The 18,317-nt window shown below is 38.1% G+C and carries 21 protein-coding genes; 12 read left to right on the forward strand and 9 right to left on the reverse strand.

All coding sequences use genetic code 11. From position 1 onward, the window contains the following. Positions 1–168 precede the first annotated feature (168 nt). The 5 genes from HPE63_RS17940 to HPE63_RS17960 all read left to right on the forward strand — a co-directional run bounded on the left by HPE63_RS17940 (position 169) and on the right by HPE63_RS17960 (position 4,273). The gene (locus tag HPE63_RS17940) at positions 169–729 is read left to right on the forward strand and encodes a CPCC family cysteine-rich protein (RefSeq protein WP_223198216.1); all 561 of its coding nucleotides are present in this window, start codon (positions 169–171) and stop codon (positions 727–729) included. A 157-nt stretch (positions 730–886) separates the two neighbouring features. Next, on the forward strand, positions 887–2,356 hold the full coding sequence (locus HPE63_RS17945) for an amidohydrolase family protein (protein ID WP_188315688.1): 1,470 nt from the start codon (positions 887–889) through the stop codon (positions 2,354–2,356). Between the two features lie 184 nt (positions 2,357–2,540). Continuing rightward, positions 2,541–3,083, forward strand: a complete 543-nt coding sequence (locus tag HPE63_RS17950) for a TPM domain-containing protein (RefSeq protein ID WP_188315689.1) — start codon at positions 2,541–2,543, stop codon at positions 3,081–3,083. A 181-nt stretch (positions 3,084–3,264) separates the two neighbouring features. Next, positions 3,265–3,609, forward strand: coding sequence for a hypothetical protein (locus HPE63_RS17955; RefSeq protein ID WP_188315690.1), 345 nt, complete (start codon positions 3,265–3,267; stop codon positions 3,607–3,609). A 250-nt stretch (positions 3,610–3,859) separates the two neighbouring features. Beyond that, positions 3,860–4,273: a DMP19 family protein gene (locus tag HPE63_RS17960; protein ID WP_028374946.1), complete on the forward strand. Its 414-nt coding sequence runs from the start codon at positions 3,860–3,862 to the stop codon at positions 4,271–4,273. A 286-nt stretch (positions 4,274–4,559) separates the two neighbouring features. On the opposite strand, the gene HPE63_RS17965 is transcribed toward HPE63_RS17960, so the two are convergent. After that, positions 4,560–5,615, reverse strand: a complete 1,056-nt coding sequence (locus tag HPE63_RS17965; protein ID WP_188315691.1) for an IS110 family RNA-guided transposase — start codon at positions 5,613–5,615, stop codon at positions 4,560–4,562. Between the two features lie 184 nt (positions 5,616–5,799). Between HPE63_RS17965 and HPE63_RS17970 the strand changes: the two genes are divergently transcribed. The 4 genes from HPE63_RS17970 to HPE63_RS17985 all read left to right on the forward strand — a co-directional run bounded on the left by HPE63_RS17970 (position 5,800) and on the right by HPE63_RS17985 (position 8,385). Continuing rightward, positions 5,800–6,315: a hypothetical protein gene (locus HPE63_RS17970; protein ID WP_188315692.1), complete on the forward strand. Its 516-nt coding sequence runs from the start codon at positions 5,800–5,802 to the stop codon at positions 6,313–6,315. A gap of 174 nt (positions 6,316–6,489) precedes the next feature. Continuing rightward, positions 6,490–6,861, forward strand: coding sequence for an ankyrin repeat domain-containing protein (locus HPE63_RS17975; protein WP_188315693.1), 372 nt, complete (start codon positions 6,490–6,492; stop codon positions 6,859–6,861). A 146-nt stretch (positions 6,862–7,007) separates the two neighbouring features. After that, positions 7,008–7,625 carry a hypothetical protein gene (locus tag HPE63_RS17980; protein WP_188315694.1) on the forward strand — a complete coding sequence of 206 codons (618 nt, stop codon included), beginning with the start codon at positions 7,008–7,010 and terminating at the stop codon, positions 7,623–7,625. An 88-nt stretch (positions 7,626–7,713) separates the two neighbouring features. Continuing rightward, a complete protein-coding gene (locus HPE63_RS17985; protein WP_223198217.1) occupies positions 7,714–8,385 on the forward strand; it encodes a hypothetical protein in 672 nt (223 codons plus the stop codon). Between the two features lie 248 nt (positions 8,386–8,633). Here the strand turns inward: HPE63_RS17985 and HPE63_RS17990 are convergent, their stop codons facing one another. Continuing rightward, positions 8,634–9,689, reverse strand: a complete 1,056-nt coding sequence (locus tag HPE63_RS17990; protein WP_188315691.1) for an IS110 family RNA-guided transposase — start codon at positions 9,687–9,689, stop codon at positions 8,634–8,636. Between the two features lie 539 nt (positions 9,690–10,228). Here HPE63_RS17990 and HPE63_RS17995 point away from each other — a divergent pair. The 3 genes from HPE63_RS17995 to HPE63_RS18005 all read left to right on the forward strand — a co-directional run bounded on the left by HPE63_RS17995 (position 10,229) and on the right by HPE63_RS18005 (position 11,528). After that, a complete protein-coding gene (locus HPE63_RS17995; protein WP_188315695.1) occupies positions 10,229–10,645 on the forward strand; it encodes a hypothetical protein in 417 nt (138 codons plus the stop codon). Between the two features lie 99 nt (positions 10,646–10,744). After that, positions 10,745–11,089, forward strand: coding sequence for a DUF3024 domain-containing protein (locus HPE63_RS18000; RefSeq protein ID WP_188315696.1), 345 nt, complete (start codon positions 10,745–10,747; stop codon positions 11,087–11,089). After that, positions 11,058–11,528, forward strand: a complete 471-nt coding sequence (locus tag HPE63_RS18005; RefSeq protein WP_223198218.1) for a UPF0158 family protein — start codon at positions 11,058–11,060, stop codon at positions 11,526–11,528. The genes HPE63_RS18000 and HPE63_RS18005 overlap by 32 nt, the downstream gene beginning before the upstream one ends. 410 nt (positions 11,529–11,938) lie before the next feature. On the opposite strand, the gene HPE63_RS18010 is transcribed toward HPE63_RS18005, so the two are convergent. The 7 genes from HPE63_RS18010 to HPE63_RS18040 form a co-directional block, all read right to left on the reverse strand. After that, on the reverse strand, positions 11,939–12,412 hold the full coding sequence (locus HPE63_RS18010; RefSeq protein WP_188315697.1) for a DUF6730 family protein: 474 nt from the start codon (positions 12,410–12,412) through the stop codon (positions 11,939–11,941). A gap of 12 nt (positions 12,413–12,424) precedes the next feature. After that, a complete protein-coding gene (locus tag HPE63_RS18015) occupies positions 12,425–13,294 on the reverse strand; it encodes a relaxase/mobilization nuclease domain-containing protein (RefSeq protein WP_188315698.1) in 870 nt (289 codons plus the stop codon). Beyond that, positions 13,291–13,596 (reverse strand): mobilization protein MbpA, encoded by a 306-nt coding sequence (mbpA, locus tag HPE63_RS18020; protein ID WP_188315699.1) that lies wholly within the window; start codon positions 13,594–13,596, stop codon positions 13,291–13,293. Before mbpA ends, HPE63_RS18015 begins: the two co-directional genes overlap by 4 nt. Further along, on the reverse strand, positions 13,593–14,549 hold the full coding sequence (locus tag HPE63_RS18025; protein ID WP_188315700.1) for a toprim domain-containing protein: 957 nt from the start codon (positions 14,547–14,549) through the stop codon (positions 13,593–13,595). The genes mbpA and HPE63_RS18025 overlap by 4 nt, the downstream gene beginning before the upstream one ends. A 210-nt stretch (positions 14,550–14,759) precedes the next feature. After that, on the reverse strand, positions 14,760–15,962 hold the full coding sequence (locus HPE63_RS18030) for a primase-helicase family protein (protein WP_188315701.1): 1,203 nt from the start codon (positions 15,960–15,962) through the stop codon (positions 14,760–14,762). A 67-nt stretch (positions 15,963–16,029) separates the two neighbouring features. Continuing rightward, the gene (locus tag HPE63_RS18035) at positions 16,030–16,317 is read right to left on the reverse strand and encodes a helix-turn-helix domain-containing protein (RefSeq protein ID WP_188315702.1); all 288 of its coding nucleotides are present in this window, start codon (positions 16,315–16,317) and stop codon (positions 16,030–16,032) included. 616 nt (positions 16,318–16,933) lie between these two features. Then, positions 16,934–18,148 (reverse strand): site-specific integrase, encoded by a 1,215-nt coding sequence (locus HPE63_RS18040; protein ID WP_188315703.1) that lies wholly within the window; start codon positions 18,146–18,148, stop codon positions 16,934–16,936. Positions 18,149–18,317: the final 169 nt, after the last annotated feature.

Below are 18,317 nucleotides of genomic sequence, written 5' to 3' on the forward strand. Positions count from 1 at the left end.
GTTTTAACGCTAATCTTAATTTTTATTTGATGTTAAATACCAAAATAAAGAACAACGACTCGCTAACATCGTGTATGCGTAATGGCTCGTATCCTCGCTACTACGCATACACTTGACCGTTGCCAGTAATACGATTAGACCGATTAAAATATTTTTAAGCTATTAATTTTGAGTTTATTTATTGGCTGTGGACAAACAAATAAAACCGAAAAGCGGATTGAAAATATGACTGAATCCAACTATCCTAAAAAGTTTGAATCTGATAAATTGACCGAAACAGAAAAACAAATCCTATCTGATTTTAAACAAAAACGAATTACGTTTGACAACTACATTAAGGAAAAAAATCTGAATTTATTTACTTGTCCTGGTTGTGGATATCCAACTCTTACGGAACGAGGTGGATATGATATTTGCGAAGTTTGTAATTGGGAAGATGATAATCAAGACGACCCAAAAGCGGATGAAATTTGGGGTGGACCAAATTCGAGTTTGTCTCTAACTGAAAACCGAATAAATATTGGACGAATTTTAACTCATTTAGCGGACAGCTTGAATGGAAAAATAAACCAAAACCCAAAGCAAGTTTTAGAAATAATTAAAAAACATAGGATTCGAATGAATAGCATTGATGAAAATAAACTTATGAATGCAGATATTTCAGACCCAATTTGGACAGAATTCAAAAACAAAGGAAGAGAAGTGTTGGCAGATTTAGTAACGGAATAAAGTACTACTGGCAACAATGGCTATAATTCATTGCTGCTTTTTAACTAACTTGAAAAATAATAACCATTAACCGGCTGGATTTCATACGGCCAATTTCCTACGGAAATGTCCGCAACGAAATCATAGCCGAAACGTTGGGAACAATTAAAATCAATCTTTGGAAATAGCATTTAGAAACATAATGATTTTAGGTTTTCTGATTTTAGGAAACTATTCATGCGATAATCCTAGAAAAGAAAAAACAGATAATTTAATTGTTATCACTAACACCTCCCTCATTGACATGAATAATGGTCAAGTTTCGGAAGGAATGACCTTAATCATCAAAAACGGTATAATTACTACGATAGGAAAATCAAATGAAATAGAGCTTTCTCCAGAAGCCAAGATAGTTAATGGAACAGGGAAATATATTATTCCTGGCCTTTGGGATATGCACGCTCATACATCGTCTGAATCCGTAACTAGAAGCATACTTTACCCATTATTTATTGCTAATGGAGTTACAGGAATTCGTGTGTTAAGCGCTGATTGTTTTGAACCGTGTTGGGAATTGGACATGAGCATTGAGCAATCCAGAGGATTACAATCAGAGGTTAAATATGGAAAGGTTATTGGTCCTAATGCTATACTTGGAAGTACCTATATTCATGGTGTAAAATCAGGAGAAGCTTCAACAATAAAAGAACCCGGAAACAGACAAGACGGAAAAAAACTTGTTCATCTTTTATTGGATAGAGGTGTTGATTTTATTAAAATATATGATGAAATACCTAGAGAAGCTTATTTTGGAATAGCAGATGAAGCCAATAAGAAAGAACTACCGATTGCAGGTCATGTTCCAGCGTCAATTAAAGCATCTGAAGCTTCTGATGCAGGCCAAAAAAGCATTGAGCATTGTTGTGCAGGCAGTCTTTTTGAAGAATGTAGTTCAGAAGAAAAAAGACTTCGTGAACAAATTACTGAACTCATTCAATCAAGAGAGCCAAAAAACATGTATAGTTTGGTTTTGGAACTAGTGAAAACTTATGATGATGCAAAATGTCAGGAAGTCTTTAAGAAGTTTCTTGAAAACAACACCTTTTTCACACCTACTTTAGTCGCAACGGAAATGGATAATATCTTAAGAGATTATGATTGGAGAGATGATTCAAGACTCAAATATTTACCTGAAAAAGAACATGACTTTTGGATTGAAGATGAAATATCAACTAAGGAGATTTTAGGAATACAGAATCCTTTAATTCGAGAAAAGCGATTTAACATTGTTGGTGATATGAATAAAGCAGGTGTGAAACTTCTAGCAGGTTCTGACTGTGGTGTATTTGGAGTTCATTATGGATTTGGACTTCATGAAGAGTTGGAGTTATTAGTTGAAGCTGGATTGACAGAATTGGAAGCATTACAGACAGCTACTTTAAATGCAGCAGAATATGCTGATAAATCAGATTCATATGGGAATATTAAAATTGGTTTTATTGCAGATTTAATCCTATTAGAGGCAAACCCATTAGATAATATTAGTAATACAAAAGAAATTTATTCAGTATTGTCCAATGGCAAATTTTATGACAGGCAAAGCCTTGATACTATTTTAAAGAAGGTGGCAATTGAAGTAGCTAAATAAAAATCATAAAAAAACTGTTCCCAACACTGTGTATAATTAATTGCTTGGGTTAGTGTTACTCGGAAAATCCTCCACGCCAAGGCGTGGCAGGCCGGATTTTCCTAAGGTTCGGTTTCCTTTTGCTATTTTAGTTGCGAAACAATCGCAACTAACCATACACAAACCGTTGTACACAATACGAAAAATGAAAATCGGAATTAAAATATTAATCCTTTTTCTGACTTTAAACCTGCTTTCTTGCAAAGGTTCAGCACAGGAAACTGAAACAAAAAAAACTACTACTGAATTTGATTTCTCGACAGTTGAAAAGTTTCGAGAAACAAAACTTAAAGGTCTAATAATAAATGATTATGACAGCATCTTTAGTCCTTCACAAAGGAAAGAACTGTCGGACATTATTTACGACTACAATATTGAAACCACCCGACAAATAGTTGTTGTAACAATTGATAGTATAAATCCATATTCTGACATACAAAAAATGGCGACGGATTTGGGAAAATATTGGGGAGTTGGAACAGCGGAAAAAGATAATGGACTGATAATTCTGCTTTGTAAACCTTGTCAGAAAATCGGTATTGCAACTGGATTTGGAACGGAACTCATTTTGACTGACCAAATTTGTAAAAATGTTATTGACCAGACCATCATTCCTGAATTTAAAAATGGAAACTTTTATGACGGAATAAAAAACGGAGTGGCTGAATTAATAGAAAAATGGAAATAAAAGTACTGTGTACAACACCGTGTATAATTAATTGCTTTGGTCGTTGCCTACTCGGAAAATTCCTTCGGAATTTTCTCGCGCTCGTTTTTGTTTACTAATTTAGTTGCTTAAACACCTGCCTGCGGCAGGCAGGCGCAACTAACCATACACAAAACCGTTGTGCAACATATAACAAAAAGCAATGAAATTTGAAATTCATTTTTTAATAGGATTTATATTTCTCCTGTCATACAGCTGTAAAAACGATGATAACTCAAACGGAAACTCAACTTTATTTTTCTGGAATCAAACCAAATGCGCGGACCCTTGGAATACAGGAGAAAATAATTCAAATACGGAAACGGAAAATGCCGTTACGGAATATTTGGAAATGGAAAATGTAACTGTTATAAGTCTGAGTTTTGACAGTAATTCATCTTTAGCGACTGACTGCGAAGCTTGTGGTTGCGGAACTGGTCAACGAATTATTGTTGAAGTAAATAGTAATAGCGCTTCGAAAATGAAAGAATTGAAATTTTATGAATGAAAAGCGAGAATAAAATACGTTGCACAACAATACCTATAAGTAATGCGGAGTTTGGTGTTTAATTTAAAGTAAGCGTATATTTACTATGATCGCAAAATCTTTTCTCCCGAAGCGTCGGGATTGCTCTGGCGAAAAAATATAAATCAAAACAAAAAGCTTTTGCTGCGCGCGCAGACGGAAAGTAAACGCTAATTTACTCCCGTACTGTTCATAGCTAAACCGTTGTAGTGCATTTGAGAAAACCGAAAATATGACAAGAGACGAAGCCCAAGATGCGTGGGAAAAAATAGTTGAAATTGGATTTTCCAATTATGAAAAACTTACTCGTGAACAACGAGTTTGGTTTAATGTTGAACCTTTGACAACTGGCGGATTATGGGACCATTATATGAATTACGGAGCTGACAAAAATGCCGATACGATTGAGGATTTGGAATATCTGAATTTTAATTCGGTGGCTAACCAATTACGTGAATTTAACAAAACCTATTTGCCAAATGGAATTCCAGAAGGACCAGATGCTCGGCAAGAGGAATTCGAAAAATTTGATGAAGACGAATTTGAAGACTACATTGAGGAAATGGACAATAAATTTTGGAAAGTATCAGACGAACTGGAAAATGCTCTGTTGGAACATATAAATAACAGCGGAATTGGGAAATAAAAACGCACTACAACAATGTATCCTATGAAAAGCCATAGTCCAGTGTCTCAAAGATAATTAAAATGTTGTTTTAATCTTAAACCACCTTTTTTCTTTTAGTATAACTTGCTCCGCATCCTATATGTGATCAGTTCTTATGACCGTCACCAGCATCTGTATGATTATAAGTTAATTAGTCCAGTCACTTGCTAACCGATGTGATCCTATCCTAAGAGATGGTCACCCACATTGTTTTGTAATCTAGACTATTCTACTTCTTGTTGAGCTTTGTTACTGGTTCACATTTCTATTCAATAACCCCGATCTGATAGGGGGTCTCTGTTTTTATCACGGCCAGAGTCCTGCTCAACAGCTTTCTGGCCACTTTTACGATTACCTTCTTGGTGTTCTTGCCATGGTGCTTGCGATAATAGGCCTGCATCACGGGGTCGGTTCTGATGGCCTGCCACGAGGCCTCGATAAAGTAACTTCGTATCAAACGATGCGAACGCATGGTCATGCCCGTATGCCTTACCGTGTCACCGCTTTGATAGATACCAGGGCACAGGCCCACATAGCCCGAGAGCTGTTTGATGCCGTTGAACCTTCTCAGATCTCCCAGTTCGCTCAGTATGCCGCTGGCAACTATCGGACCTATACCCGGTATGCTGCGCAATAGCATATAATCCTCTTTATAATATTTCTTCGTCCATTTTCTCAGCTGTGTCGAGACATCCCTGAACTCCTTGTCGATAAATCGAAAACTCCGCATTCTACTATTGAGCACTTCCTTGCCCGTTTCGTACTGGAAAGCCAGAGCGTCCAACCAATTCCTGAAATCGTGGCTCCAATGATCGTTGTCATAACCTTCGGGTACCTTCACTCCATAATACAACAACTGCATCTTGATGTAGCTCTTGATCTGCCGCATGTCCTTGACCAGATCGTTCCTCCTGCGGAACAGGCTGCGCAACTGTTCGCGCTTGGGATCGGGCACTTGTATGCCCTCCAATCGACCGTCCTTCAGCTCCCTTGCTATGAGCTGAGCATCGATCTTATCGGTCTTGGTATGGCGCTCCTTGCCCTTTCTGAAGATATCGGCGGGGTTCACTACCAACGAACGCCAGCCATAACCCTCGAAGCAACGATGGGCAAAGTAACCGCAACAGCCTGCCTCGTAGGCAGTCGAAACATCGAAATCAGGGTAATACCTCTCAACATAGCTTAGAAGCAATTCAGGCTCGGGCGGCATAGAAAATGTCTTGCCAGAACTAAGATCGGTAGCGCAGTGAACTTTCCAACTACGTTTGTGCATGTCAATGCCAATGTATAACTTAGGTGTTGCAGTAATTCGTGTTTTCATATCTTAAGTTTTTTTGCTAACCTTTAAGATACTCGACTTACTGCTTTTTCATAGATGCTAACCGCAATTACGGCGGATTCGACTACGTCCGAATCCACTCGGAATTGCTAAAGACTGTGCTAAACCGAAAATTAATGCATATTAACCCGTAACTGACGGTTATACGAGACCGTTGGCTACAATTATGAAAAACCTGCTTCTAATAATATTGACGCTTAATTTTGGACTGACTTTCTCTCAAAATATTGAGTTGATTAATAGTCGAAATTTTAAAGGAGCAATTTTTCCTAAAACTTATGACATTCCGCTAACCGAAAATCCATCAATTGAAAAAAGATTTACACCAACAAAAGAAGAAATTGTGGAATTGGAAAATCAATTACGAAGCCAAATAAAAAAGATTAATAAAAACAAACCGAATCAAGGAAAACATTATGGACCAATAATTCATAAAAGATTAAAAAAATATGACCGACAATATATCGGATTTATTGACCAATACGGACAAAGAGTAATTCACGCAAATTTCATTTGGAATGGCTATAGTATTTGGGAATCTATTCGTGGTTGGACTAAACCCGACGATTCTTGGAAAACGGATTGGCAAATGTGGTTTGACGGAGGAAGTCGATTTTGGAATATAAATTATATAATTGACAAAAAGGAATTTGTAGACTTTCGAGTAAATGGAGTTGCATAAAAATAAAATAACTGTAGCCAACACAGTATATAAAAAATTGCTAGTTTTACCTAAATCAATGTTAGTTGCTCGTTTGCTAGCTTCTGATTTTCCTTCGGAAAATCCTCGCACACAAACACGCAACTTTCCATATACATAAACGTTAGAGCCAATTGCATCAATAACTTTTAATGAATGGAAAGATCTGATTTTTTAATATCAGTAATTGATATGAACTTTGAGAAAGCTAAACAGATTATTCATGATGGAATTGATATAAATCAGTGTGATTCGAACGGTTGGACGGCACTCCACTTTGCTGCTCAGAATAATGACATAAGAATTGGAAAACTTTTAATTGATAAGGGTGCATCGCTGGACTTACAGGATAAGTATGGTAATAGCCCATTATGGCGGGCAACTTTTACTTCTAATGGAAAGGGGGATTTTATTTCACTGCTTTTGGCCAACGGTGCAGATAGGAATTTGAAAAATTTAAATGATATAAGTCCTGTCGAATTGGCAAAAACAATTGCAAATTATGATATACTCAGATTTTATAAGTAAAAACTGGCTCTAACATTACCTATAATCCATTGCGGGCGGATTTCCTTTGACGGAAATCCTTAATTTTATGCAGTGGCTTGGTCTTGGGCGGAAAAGTCCTGCGGACATTTTCCGCAACAGATCATAGCCGAACCATTACAGCACATATGATAAAAAACACCCTGCAGGCATTACTAATTTCACTATCAATTGCAGGGTGTAACTCCGCAGTTAAAGAGAAAATAAAGCCTGCACCAAGTGTTTTATACGAAATATTTCCCACTCTCATTGACACCTTACATTACGATAGTAGGCCCACATTGCACGAAGTCAACAATAATACCTTTAAACTAGATTCTCTTGCAAGGGATACTACCTCAATCGTCATTGTTATTAGTGACACCTTGGAACACCTTAATAAGGACGATTATCTAAGCCTGCAAAGTCATTTAAAAGGTTTATCAATAGAAGTAGATTCTCTGAAAGAGGATTCGCTTATAATAATGGATTTTGCAAAACTAAAGGCCAGTGATAAGAGAATTAAATTTAGGCCGCTTTCCTCTTTTCCAACTGGCCTTGAATTCTGGAAGACCGACGACGACTTCTACCTATCAGCCAAATTTTTCTTTTCAAATATTCTTTTCAATAAAGACAAAACCAGTGGGTTACTTCATGTGGGGTACGTTTGTGGTCCCTACCAATGCGGTGAGGGATTTAGGGTTTATATAAAAAAGGTGAAAGACAAATGGAAAATTGAAAAAATCGAGGACACTTGGGCAATGTAAAACGTGCTGTAACAACGGCTATAATTCAGCGCTGCATTTCAACTTGCTCAAAATTTCCTACATTTAAATAAAACTAAAACTGGCTTAAATGGATTACGGCCAGGGCTCGCTTTGCCAGCGCGAATTTCTAACGACAAAGCCGTTAGATCCTCCGATAGCTTCGCCCCCAACGCCGCGCCGCAATCATAGCCAAAACCGTTGGCAAACATTTGAGAAAAACGAAATGAGGATAATTCCGTCTGATAAAATTGAAATAATAACTACTCTTTCAAATCAAGAAGTCAGAAAAATATTAGCGGAAAATATTCGACCAAAAAAAAGACTGAAAATTGGATTTGACAAATCTCAAGAAAAGGAATTGTTTGAAGGAAATTTTGAACAAGACAGGTTTGAAATTCAGCGAATAATAACAGGTCGGAATTCTTTTCTTCCTCAAATCAAAGGAAAAATTCAACCGAATATAAATGGAACCAAATTAGTTGCGGATTTAAAAGTTCACACTTTTGTAATTGTGTTTATGCTATTCTGGCTGACTTTTGTCGGATTTGCCTTCATTATGGGAATTGTAGGAGTTATAAATCAAGGAACTAATCCTATTTTGCTGATTTTTCCATTAATAATGATTGGTTTTGGAATCGGACTGGTACATTACGGATATAATAGTCAAAAGGACAAATCTATAACTGATTTAAAGAAAATTATAAACGGACAACTAAAAGAAAAAACGTTTGCCAACAATGTATCCTATGAAAAGCCATAGTCCAGTGTCTCAAAGATAATTAAAATGTTGTTTTAATCTTAAACCACCTTTTTTCTTTTAGTATAACTTGCTCCGCATCCTATATGTGATCAGTTCTTATGACCGTCACCAGCATCTGTATGATTATAAGTTAATTAGTCCAGTCACTTGCTAACCGATGTGATCCTATCCTAAGAGATGGTCACCCACATTGTTTTGTAATCTAGACTATTCTACTTCTTGTTGAGCTTTGTTACTGGTTCACATTTCTATTCAATAACCCCGATCTGATAGGGGGTCTCTGTTTTTATCACGGCCAGAGTCCTGCTCAACAGCTTTCTGGCCACTTTTACGATTACCTTCTTGGTGTTCTTGCCATGGTGCTTGCGATAATAGGCCTGCATCACGGGGTCGGTTCTGATGGCCTGCCACGAGGCCTCGATAAAGTAACTTCGTATCAAACGATGCGAACGCATGGTCATGCCCGTATGCCTTACCGTGTCACCGCTTTGATAGATACCAGGGCACAGGCCCACATAGCCCGAGAGCTGTTTGATGCCGTTGAACCTTCTCAGATCTCCCAGTTCGCTCAGTATGCCGCTGGCAACTATCGGACCTATACCCGGTATGCTGCGCAATAGCATATAATCCTCTTTATAATATTTCTTCGTCCATTTTCTCAGCTGTGTCGAGACATCCCTGAACTCCTTGTCGATAAATCGAAAACTCCGCATTCTACTATTGAGCACTTCCTTGCCCGTTTCGTACTGGAAAGCCAGAGCGTCCAACCAATTCCTGAAATCGTGGCTCCAATGATCGTTGTCATAACCTTCGGGTACCTTCACTCCATAATACAACAACTGCATCTTGATGTAGCTCTTGATCTGCCGCATGTCCTTGACCAGATCGTTCCTCCTGCGGAACAGGCTGCGCAACTGTTCGCGCTTGGGATCGGGCACTTGTATGCCCTCCAATCGACCGTCCTTCAGCTCCCTTGCTATGAGCTGAGCATCGATCTTATCGGTCTTGGTATGGCGCTCCTTGCCCTTTCTGAAGATATCGGCGGGGTTCACTACCAACGAACGCCAGCCATAACCCTCGAAGCAACGATGGGCAAAGTAACCGCAACAGCCTGCCTCGTAGGCAGTCGAAACATCGAAATCAGGGTAATACCTCTCAACATAGCTTAGAAGCAATTCAGGCTCGGGCGGCATAGAAAATGTCTTGCCAGAACTAAGATCGGTAGCGCAGTGAACTTTCCAACTACGTTTGTGCATGTCAATGCCAATGTATAACTTAGGTGTTGCAGTAATTCGTGTTTTCATATCTTAAGTTTTTTTGCTAACCTTTAAGATACTCGACTTACTGCTTTTTCATAGATGCTAACCGCAATTACGGCGGATTCGACTACGTCCGAATCCACTCGGAATTGCTAACGTCTGTGTCAAACCGAAAATTAACGCATATAAACCCGTAACTGACGGTTATACGAGACCGTTAGAGCACATTCAACTAAAGCTGACTTTTGTTGCTACGTGCTGCGCACTCCCACCCCAAAAGAAATGTACTCTAACGACCTGCTAAACCAAATTGCAAGCGTCCCTATATTACTAACAGCTCCCAGCTGTCCGCTCAAGCGGCTAACGTGCAATAACAATGGCTAAAAGCAATTTGGCCCCGCAATTTTTAATCCCAATACCACAAAATCCACAAGATACGACCGATAGCACGGTCTTCTTGGTAAACTATCGATTAAAACCAGTACCCATGACATCAGTCAGTTTTTCAAACGATAGTTAATGGATTTTGCTATATTTCCTTAAAAATCACGGAACTGCGTTTAGCAGGTCGTTAGGCAAATCGAATGAAAGACGAAACTTTTGATTATATCTACGAACTGATCACCACAAATGAAAATGATATGGAATGGTGGGAGCATAAAGGATATGTGAAACTTTCTGGATATATTGATAATCTAAATTCACAGGCAATTATTCGTTTAATGAAAGATTCAAGAACCTGGCATCCTGACTTTCAATTTATTCTTGCTGAATCATTATGGAAATCGTCAGTTGATAATGCAATTGAATTATACTGTAGAATTTTTGTTGAAATGGATAGTTGGGACAATTCCGAATATATGAGTAGTGTTTTGGAAAATCTAGAGGAAACGGATTTGTCAAAAGAATTATTTGCACACTATTTAGAAAAAATGAAAACAATAAATAGTTTCGAAAAAAAACAATACGATGACGGGAGAATTATTCCATTGAATAAATAGTAAAACTTGGGCTAACATTAACTATAATTACGCTTTATGCTATAGGAATATTATACTAAATATAAACGTTAGTCAGAAGCTGAAATTATCTATGATAAAATGAAAAACGAGGTAATTGATATTAATCATTCCACAATCAAGAGATATGTGGAATCCAAACGTCCAGAAAATCTGGAAATTAGGAAACAGCTTGATTTAGCATTCTCGTACGACGGTCAGATTATTGAGCTATTTGAAATCCGACCTATGTGGAATAATCCAAAAGAGATACAAAACATTCTTTTCGCAAAGATTCGATTCTATAAGTCCAAACAATTATGGAATTTGTATTGGATGCGAGCTAGCGGAAAATGGGAACTATATAAACCATTTCCAAATTCAACTCATTTAGCTAAAATCATTGAAATTATTGATGAAGATAAACATGGATGTTTTTATGGATAATTCTAACCGAAAAATAATCAAGGAGATTGCTGGAAATCTGGATTGTGGAATGGACTGTTACTATAATTCTAAAACGGATGAAATTATTGCCATACCAAACTTATCGCAGGTATCGGATGAAGAAGAATTTAAAAAGGTTTTTCTAGAGGATTTGGAAAAGATAAAAAAACAAAAATCTGATTTTATTAAAATCGAGGTTTTGGAAAGCTTTGAGTCGTTCAAAATTATGGAGCAATTTGTCGAGCAAATGACCGACGACAAATTTAAACAGGAATTAGAGATTATTTTAATAAGAAAAAAACCATTTCAAAATTTCAAGCATTCTATTGACAACTCGGATTTTAGACAAAATTGGTTTGATTTTAAACAAAATGAATTGGAAGAAATAGTAAAAAATCTATTAAAAACACAGAAAGCCAACACACACCAAAACCTATAAGCAATAAGGGCTATGGGCTAAACTGAAAGGTCTTTGTATATTAAAGAAAACTGCTTGCCGGCAGGCACGTCCGCAAAATCTTATGGATTTTACTTTTACATCGGACAAAAATAATAAATCAAAACCCAACCGTACCGAAAAGGCACGTTCGGGCGGGCAAAAAGTTTGACTAAGTGCGTAGTCGGAAACAAAAAGTTTCCCTGACTCCGTACTACTCATAGATACTTTGCCAAAAAACAATGTTTTTCTTTAAAATTGTAAACGAAATTGCCATTCAATTTTTTTTTGGTCATTTTAGGGAAGTAAGAGATAATCCCAAATCTTACCCCTAAACTTTGCGCTTGGATCCTGTGGAATTTTTGTAGTGTTCCGGTAGATAAGCGTTGAGCAAAAATTCCATAGGGCGCACCCTACTCTTGATTTGGAGCACTATTCTTTTCTTTTATCCATTTTTGATAGGATTCGTAATGTCCGGGATATCGTTCAAAATATCCTTTCAGATCCGAGATGACCTGCTGCCTTCCTTCCAGGAATGCCTTTTGTTGGATATGGTCGATTCTAGAGACCCGAAAAGCCAGATACCCTATGATGACCAGGGATATGGACCAAATCGAATAGTGAACCCATAATTGTGTTTTCGGAACCAACCTGGCCCTCGAAATCTGCTTTCCTATAATAAGAATTGATTCTTGAAGTCTTGAACTTTTGGCCTTCTCAGTGTCCAGATGTTCCTTGAGCAAATAATCGATTTGCGAAGTATCCGGTTTTATTTCGATATTATCCATATTCTTGGTCAGTCCTTCCAACTTCTCCAACGACTTGTTGAACCCGTCGAGCTCGTCGCTCAGCAGTTCCATGATCTCATCCAATTTTTTATATCCCATTGTATTTTTCTTTTAAAATCCGATTCCTGTATCGATGGCCCTTTTGATTGTTTTTTTCAATGCGTTTTTGGCAATGCTAGTGGCAAGGTTGCTGCCCAATTCCACGGCTTTTCCCAATATCCGGACGGACTTGCCTGCCACTATTGGTTTTCCCATGCCTTTATTCTGTGAAAGTCGCCCGATGATCTTCCCTCCGGACATGGAGCGGTGCACCTCGCTCGCCTTAAGATTGTGCCCTTTGTATTCGAACCGGAACCCCTGTAATCTGTTGGCCTTATTTATACTCGGGATGACTTCCACATGCTGCGCTTTCATTGCCTTCATATAATCATCGAGGGTTCTTGGCTTTTGTTCCTCCATGACCCTTTGGTGTATGTTCTTTATTTCAAGACGGGTATGTATGGATTCCATTTCTTTTTCGAATTGAACCTCCTTGACCGTGGTCAGCCCCATTTCCTTGGCCACGTTCTCGGCGGCCAATTGGCTTCGCTTCCCGATAAAACTGTCGTTGTAGGCCTTTCCATCAAAACTGATACGATTCACGTACAGATGCACATGGGTATGTGCCTTGTCCCTATGGACAAAGGCAATGGCCTGTCGTTCTTTCAATTGCATTTCCTTGATGAACCTCTGGGTGAGTTCCTCTAGCTTATCCTTGGTCAGGTTCCTGCCATCTTCCTGTGTCGGGCTGAGTATAAAGCTCAGGGTATTCTTCTGGCAACGGGTGTTCTCTTCCTGTATCAGCTTGAACTCTTCCGTTATTTGCTGGGGATTATTTCCCGCCAGATGTTGGCTAAATACCACTTCCGCATCCTTCTCCTGGTTCCAACCGTATTCCATACATGCTCCCGTATGCGCTATGGATTTTCCTTTTCCTATCATTTCTTTGTTCTTTTGAAATTGTACAGGTGCGTGCGTATTTCCTCTGCAAGTTTCTCGACCTCGCTGGCCAGTTTTGGGTTGTGCTTCTTGAACATATTCCCGATTCGGGTAAAGTTGCTCTTGTACTTTACCAGCATTTTATAATGCGTCAATTGTTCATCGGTCAGACGTTCGATGACGGGATTGCCAAAAGCGGAACTAAGGCAATATTCAGAGAGGGAAATACCTGCACGTTCCGCCCTTTTTCTGAGTAGCTTTTTCTCGTAGATGGAGCATCGGAATTTGATATAGGTCCGTTTCATTTCTTTTTTTCTTTGCGACCGCCGGGAGTAAAGCAAGTTTGTTTTTGTGGCAACAAAAACACATCTTGCGTTTCCTGCCCAAGTCCCTTTTTAGTCATATGTATGAGCCATTCGTTCATGTCTTTAAACCCCTTGTATATTGTTGATTTGTCTATGCAGTTGTTGGAGTAGGCTATCAAGTTTTGGGTCGTTTTTTTGCCAGTTGAATCATTGTCCAAATAGAGCTCGATAACCGTATAACCATCCATGATCTTCACCGTTTTTTGGACAAAGGCTATGGAGTTCAATACCAAAAAATCGTAGTCCAATTCCAAGTTTTCATTCCAATCCAGAATCGATAACAGGTCGAACATGCCTTCGGTGATGATGAGCTTGGTATGGCCATTTCTGATATGGGTGATGTCCTTCGGCGAACTGGAATTTTTTACATATTTGTTCCGGAGTTCCCATCCCCTGGATACGTTCTCCAATCCAATCGCGAAAAAGCTTTTGTCCTTAAAACCATAATGCACCTCTTTACAATACCTCAAAGCGGTTTTCAGTTCAATGTTTCTCGATTTCAAATATTCTTTCAATGCAAAATGGGTCAGCTTTTTGACTTTGGTGATCGTTATTCTTTGTCCATTATCTTCTTCAAAAAACGGGCGCTGTTGAAAAGAAAAAGAGGTTTGATCTTGTCCGATCATTTTCAAGGCTTCCCTTACCGAGGATTTGGTAATCAGGCATACCAGGTCTATCACATTACCTCCTATTCCTGCTCCGTGATCGTACCATCTGTTCAGTTTCTTGCCCACCTTGAAAGAGGCTTGGATCTCTGACCTGAATGGACTCAGGAACCAAGCTTCTTTTTCGCTCGACTTGGTCGGAAAGTGCCCTAACTTTGCCATCGTGGCAACGATGCAAACGTTACGGGCTGTTTCACACGATAAGTTGATTGTTCTTTCTTTTTTCATAAGCCAAATAGTTTTACTTGTTTTTTTGATGATATGATGACAACACCCTCTAAAGCCTATCAGCATTGGGACTAACGTGTCATCATTTTGTCATCACGTCATCATTCTTAATTTATTTAAAGCGTTTTCTGTCATCATTATTTTTTTTGATGACAAAATGATGACAGTTTGATGACAGCCTTAACCCCCATAAACATTGGCCTCGACCTATTATGTCATCGTATCATCAAAATTTTTGGTCAAAAAGTCTTTTTCGACTGTAAAATAGCGTCCTTTTGCATCAGTAATGTGGATATCACCATCGCTCCAGATGACAATTTTCTGGTATTTGTTGGAGTTGTCCTGATTGGTCAGTTTCCAATCGGTCTTGAGCAGTTTCCGCAGTTGGGTCAAATCGGTTTTTACCCTTGTCCTGTTCAAAAGGTGCAACGCATCGATGGGGCAGAGATGGATTTCCTCCATCTCGAACTTTTCCATGACACTGAACAGGATGCTTGCCAGTTCCTTCTCCACCCGGTTCCTGTTGTTCTGTACCAACCTTTTCAAGGCAGCGGTCCTTATCTGTTTCGGCGTGAACCACATCCTAGTGGTATGTTCGGTCGATAACCGGCGTTGTTGTAGATGGAACAGAAAGGCCGGGATTTCCGATATCAATTGATGAAGGAAATTGGTTTCCTCTTTTTTGAGTACCGGTATCTTTAGTACCCAAAAACGGGTCTCGTTCCCGTCGATCTTGATAAAGTTGTCCTCGTTATTACTGCAAAGGATAAACTTGCCAAAGAACTCCACTTCCCGTTTGTCCTTTCCCTTGGCCTCCAACTTATTGATATTGGTGGTGCTTAGGTATTTGATACGTTCGGTAAGCTCCTCCTTGTTGAAAAGTACCTCGTCTATGCAGATGAGCAGCTTGTTCGCCCAATCCGCATTGAACTGGCTGCTAAAGCTATCATTGGTCAGATAGGTCAGGTTGTTGTCAAAAATGGCCTTGAGCCATTTGAGAAAGGTGCTCTTGCCCGTAGAGCGTTCCTTGGACACCAAACAAAGAATTGGAAGTACCTGTACCGGTCTGCTATATAACAATTGTAGGTAGTCCAGTCCAAGTTCAAAGTGCTTGCCAAAAATATGTTTGACAAAGGCCATTGAGGTATGGCATTCCCCTTCTTTGGGTATTGCAACCAAAGGGGAATAGGTATTATAGAACCCTTGGTATTCCTGTTTGAAATCGATATGGCTCGGGATACAGGTAAAACCATCGTACTTCGGCACCTTGCTCAGGTAATCCTTTCCATGGTCCTGGCGGATGGTCTCGATGTTCCAATGCACCAGGATCTCATTGAAATGTCCTGCGATGGTGGGTGCCTGCACCAATTTATAGTACGAAGTGCCCACCCGTAAGTATGGTACTGTTTTCATGAAAAATTGTTTAGGACCAAGGGTATTCCTTGGGTGTGGTATTGAACTAATTGAATTTGGGGGTATGCTATCGCCTTTTATCGTTTAGCGTATAGGCTGCAGCTTCGTCTTCCATTTCCTGTGTGGATCTTCGTTCGTTTTGGAGCAACCAACGGACAATCTTCTTCTTTTCGAAAAAAATCAGTTTCCCATTGGGTTTGGAATGTGGGATATGTCCAGCAGCGGTAAGTTTGTACAGATAGCTCCTGGATATTCCGGTATAGTCACAGGTCTCCTCAAAGGTGAGTACCTCTTTATTGGCGATCAACAGTCTTTCCAAACGATCTAGTCGTTCGAGGATTAAAAAATTGCCCATTTTGTTTCTTTTTAGGGATGTGAAATGAACAAAAGCGCTTTTGTTTTCTTTCAATATTGCTACTGGATAAATGTATGAAAATAGGAAAACGGAGAAGTAGGAAAAAACAAATAGTTATTCACAATTAATTGATAAACAACGTATTAACCCAATTTAGTCGATATATTATCAATTGCATATGCCCTTGATTTTAATTGGTCCCATTGGATGCCAAGTTGTACCAAATTTAATTATACAAAATATTCCATTTAAGGCAAGATTATGGGGTTATCAACAATTGAAAGAGAAAGAACAAAAAAATGATGGCCTTAAAAAGGCGGAATTCAATGTTTGTATTATTCTAAATACGTCTTTTGCTTACTAAGACTGTTTTAATTAATATCCGGAGAATCCAAAATTTTAGGATCAAAGCTTTTCTTTAGAAAGTTTTTGACGTACAGTCCGACACTTTAAAAAGTATAACTTGAAAGAATAATAATATTTACCAAGAAAGTGTCCCAAACTTGGTCTCTTTTAGTATACTCATTAATTAACCTTTTATGGGACAGTACTTGCAAGGAAGATTTTCACTTATCTAAGTAAAGGGTACGTAATAATAATAACACCAATAGGCTAACTAAAAATTAACCACATCATCCAAAGCCTTATCTGTCTCTTTGTTAATAAAGTTAGACTGGTATTGCATTGTAGTTGTAATGGAAGAATGTCTATATAATTTTTGTAGCATCTGTACCGGTATTCGATCACCTGCGATATTTCCAAAACTATGACGGGCTATATGCATGGTAACCTTTTTGTCTATCTTGGCTTTTATTGCAATCTTTTTCAAATATTTATTGAATTTCTTCGTAGCAGTATTGGTTTTGGCATAGACATCCTTATCATTTTTCAAATCTGCCTTCTCAAGTTCTGGAAAAACAAAATCATTTGAATACTTCTTTCGAACCCGACAAGATTCCAGAATAGGAATAAGCTTATCCGGCAATTTTAAAGAAACTAGTTTTGAGTTTTTGTTCATTCTATAATGAATCCTATTCTCATATATGTCGCTCCAACGAATTTTTAAAACATCCCCTATGCGTATCCCTGCCAGATAAAAACTAAAAAGCCAAACATTTCGAGTATGCAGCTCTTGTTTCGACAAATTTTCCAAGTTCTCAATTTTTTGTACTTCTTCTATTGTCAACCCTACTTTTTCTGCTTCTGGAAATTTGATGCGTATTTTATCGGCACCAAAAGGGTAATTCTTTTGGTCAACGATACCCAATTTGATAGCCCTATTGAAAAGCGTTCGTATAACTACCAAGTTATTTACAATTGACCTTTCGGATAGATTATGATTACTTCTTAAATGAGATTGGAAACGTCTCAAAAAACCTTCATTAATTTCCTGAAACATCAATCGTTTTGATCCATAAAAATTCAACAAATGATTGATCCGAACTTTATCCGAAAAAAATCTGGTGAATTTGCTATTATTCTCTAGTTCTTTTAAATAGGCATCTGCTATTTCTGAAAAAGTGGTGAACGCTAGAGTGGAAGTAATTTCTTTTTTAATTTGGCTAGAGGATATATCCTGATTATCAGATTGAAGTTCAAGAAGTGTTTTGTTTGCTTCAGTTAATTTAGAAAGTAGTAATGTATTTAATAAATCTGCATTTGGGTGGGATTTACGAACAGCCATATTTCTTTTATCCCAATATTTGATATCAATATAGTGTCCAATATACATATAATTGGATTTTCTATTTTTAGTAATCCGGACAGCCAAAGGATAAAGACCATCCTTATTCGGTTTTTTTCTTAGTGTGATTTTGGTATTGGAAGCCATAATATTTTTGTCCTTAATTATAAAGATAATCAATTTAGGTACAACATAGGTACAACATTTTATGGTTTTAAATGATTTTGTTTGATATCAAGGAAAATTAAAATACTGTTAATCAATTGATTATCAATTACTTTGTTGTAATTTACACTAAAAAACATTGGACTTAAAA

The organism is Maribacter arenosus (assembly GCF_014610845.1).
Taxonomy (GTDB): domain Bacteria; phylum Bacteroidota; class Bacteroidia; order Flavobacteriales; family Flavobacteriaceae; genus Maribacter_A; species Maribacter_A arenosus.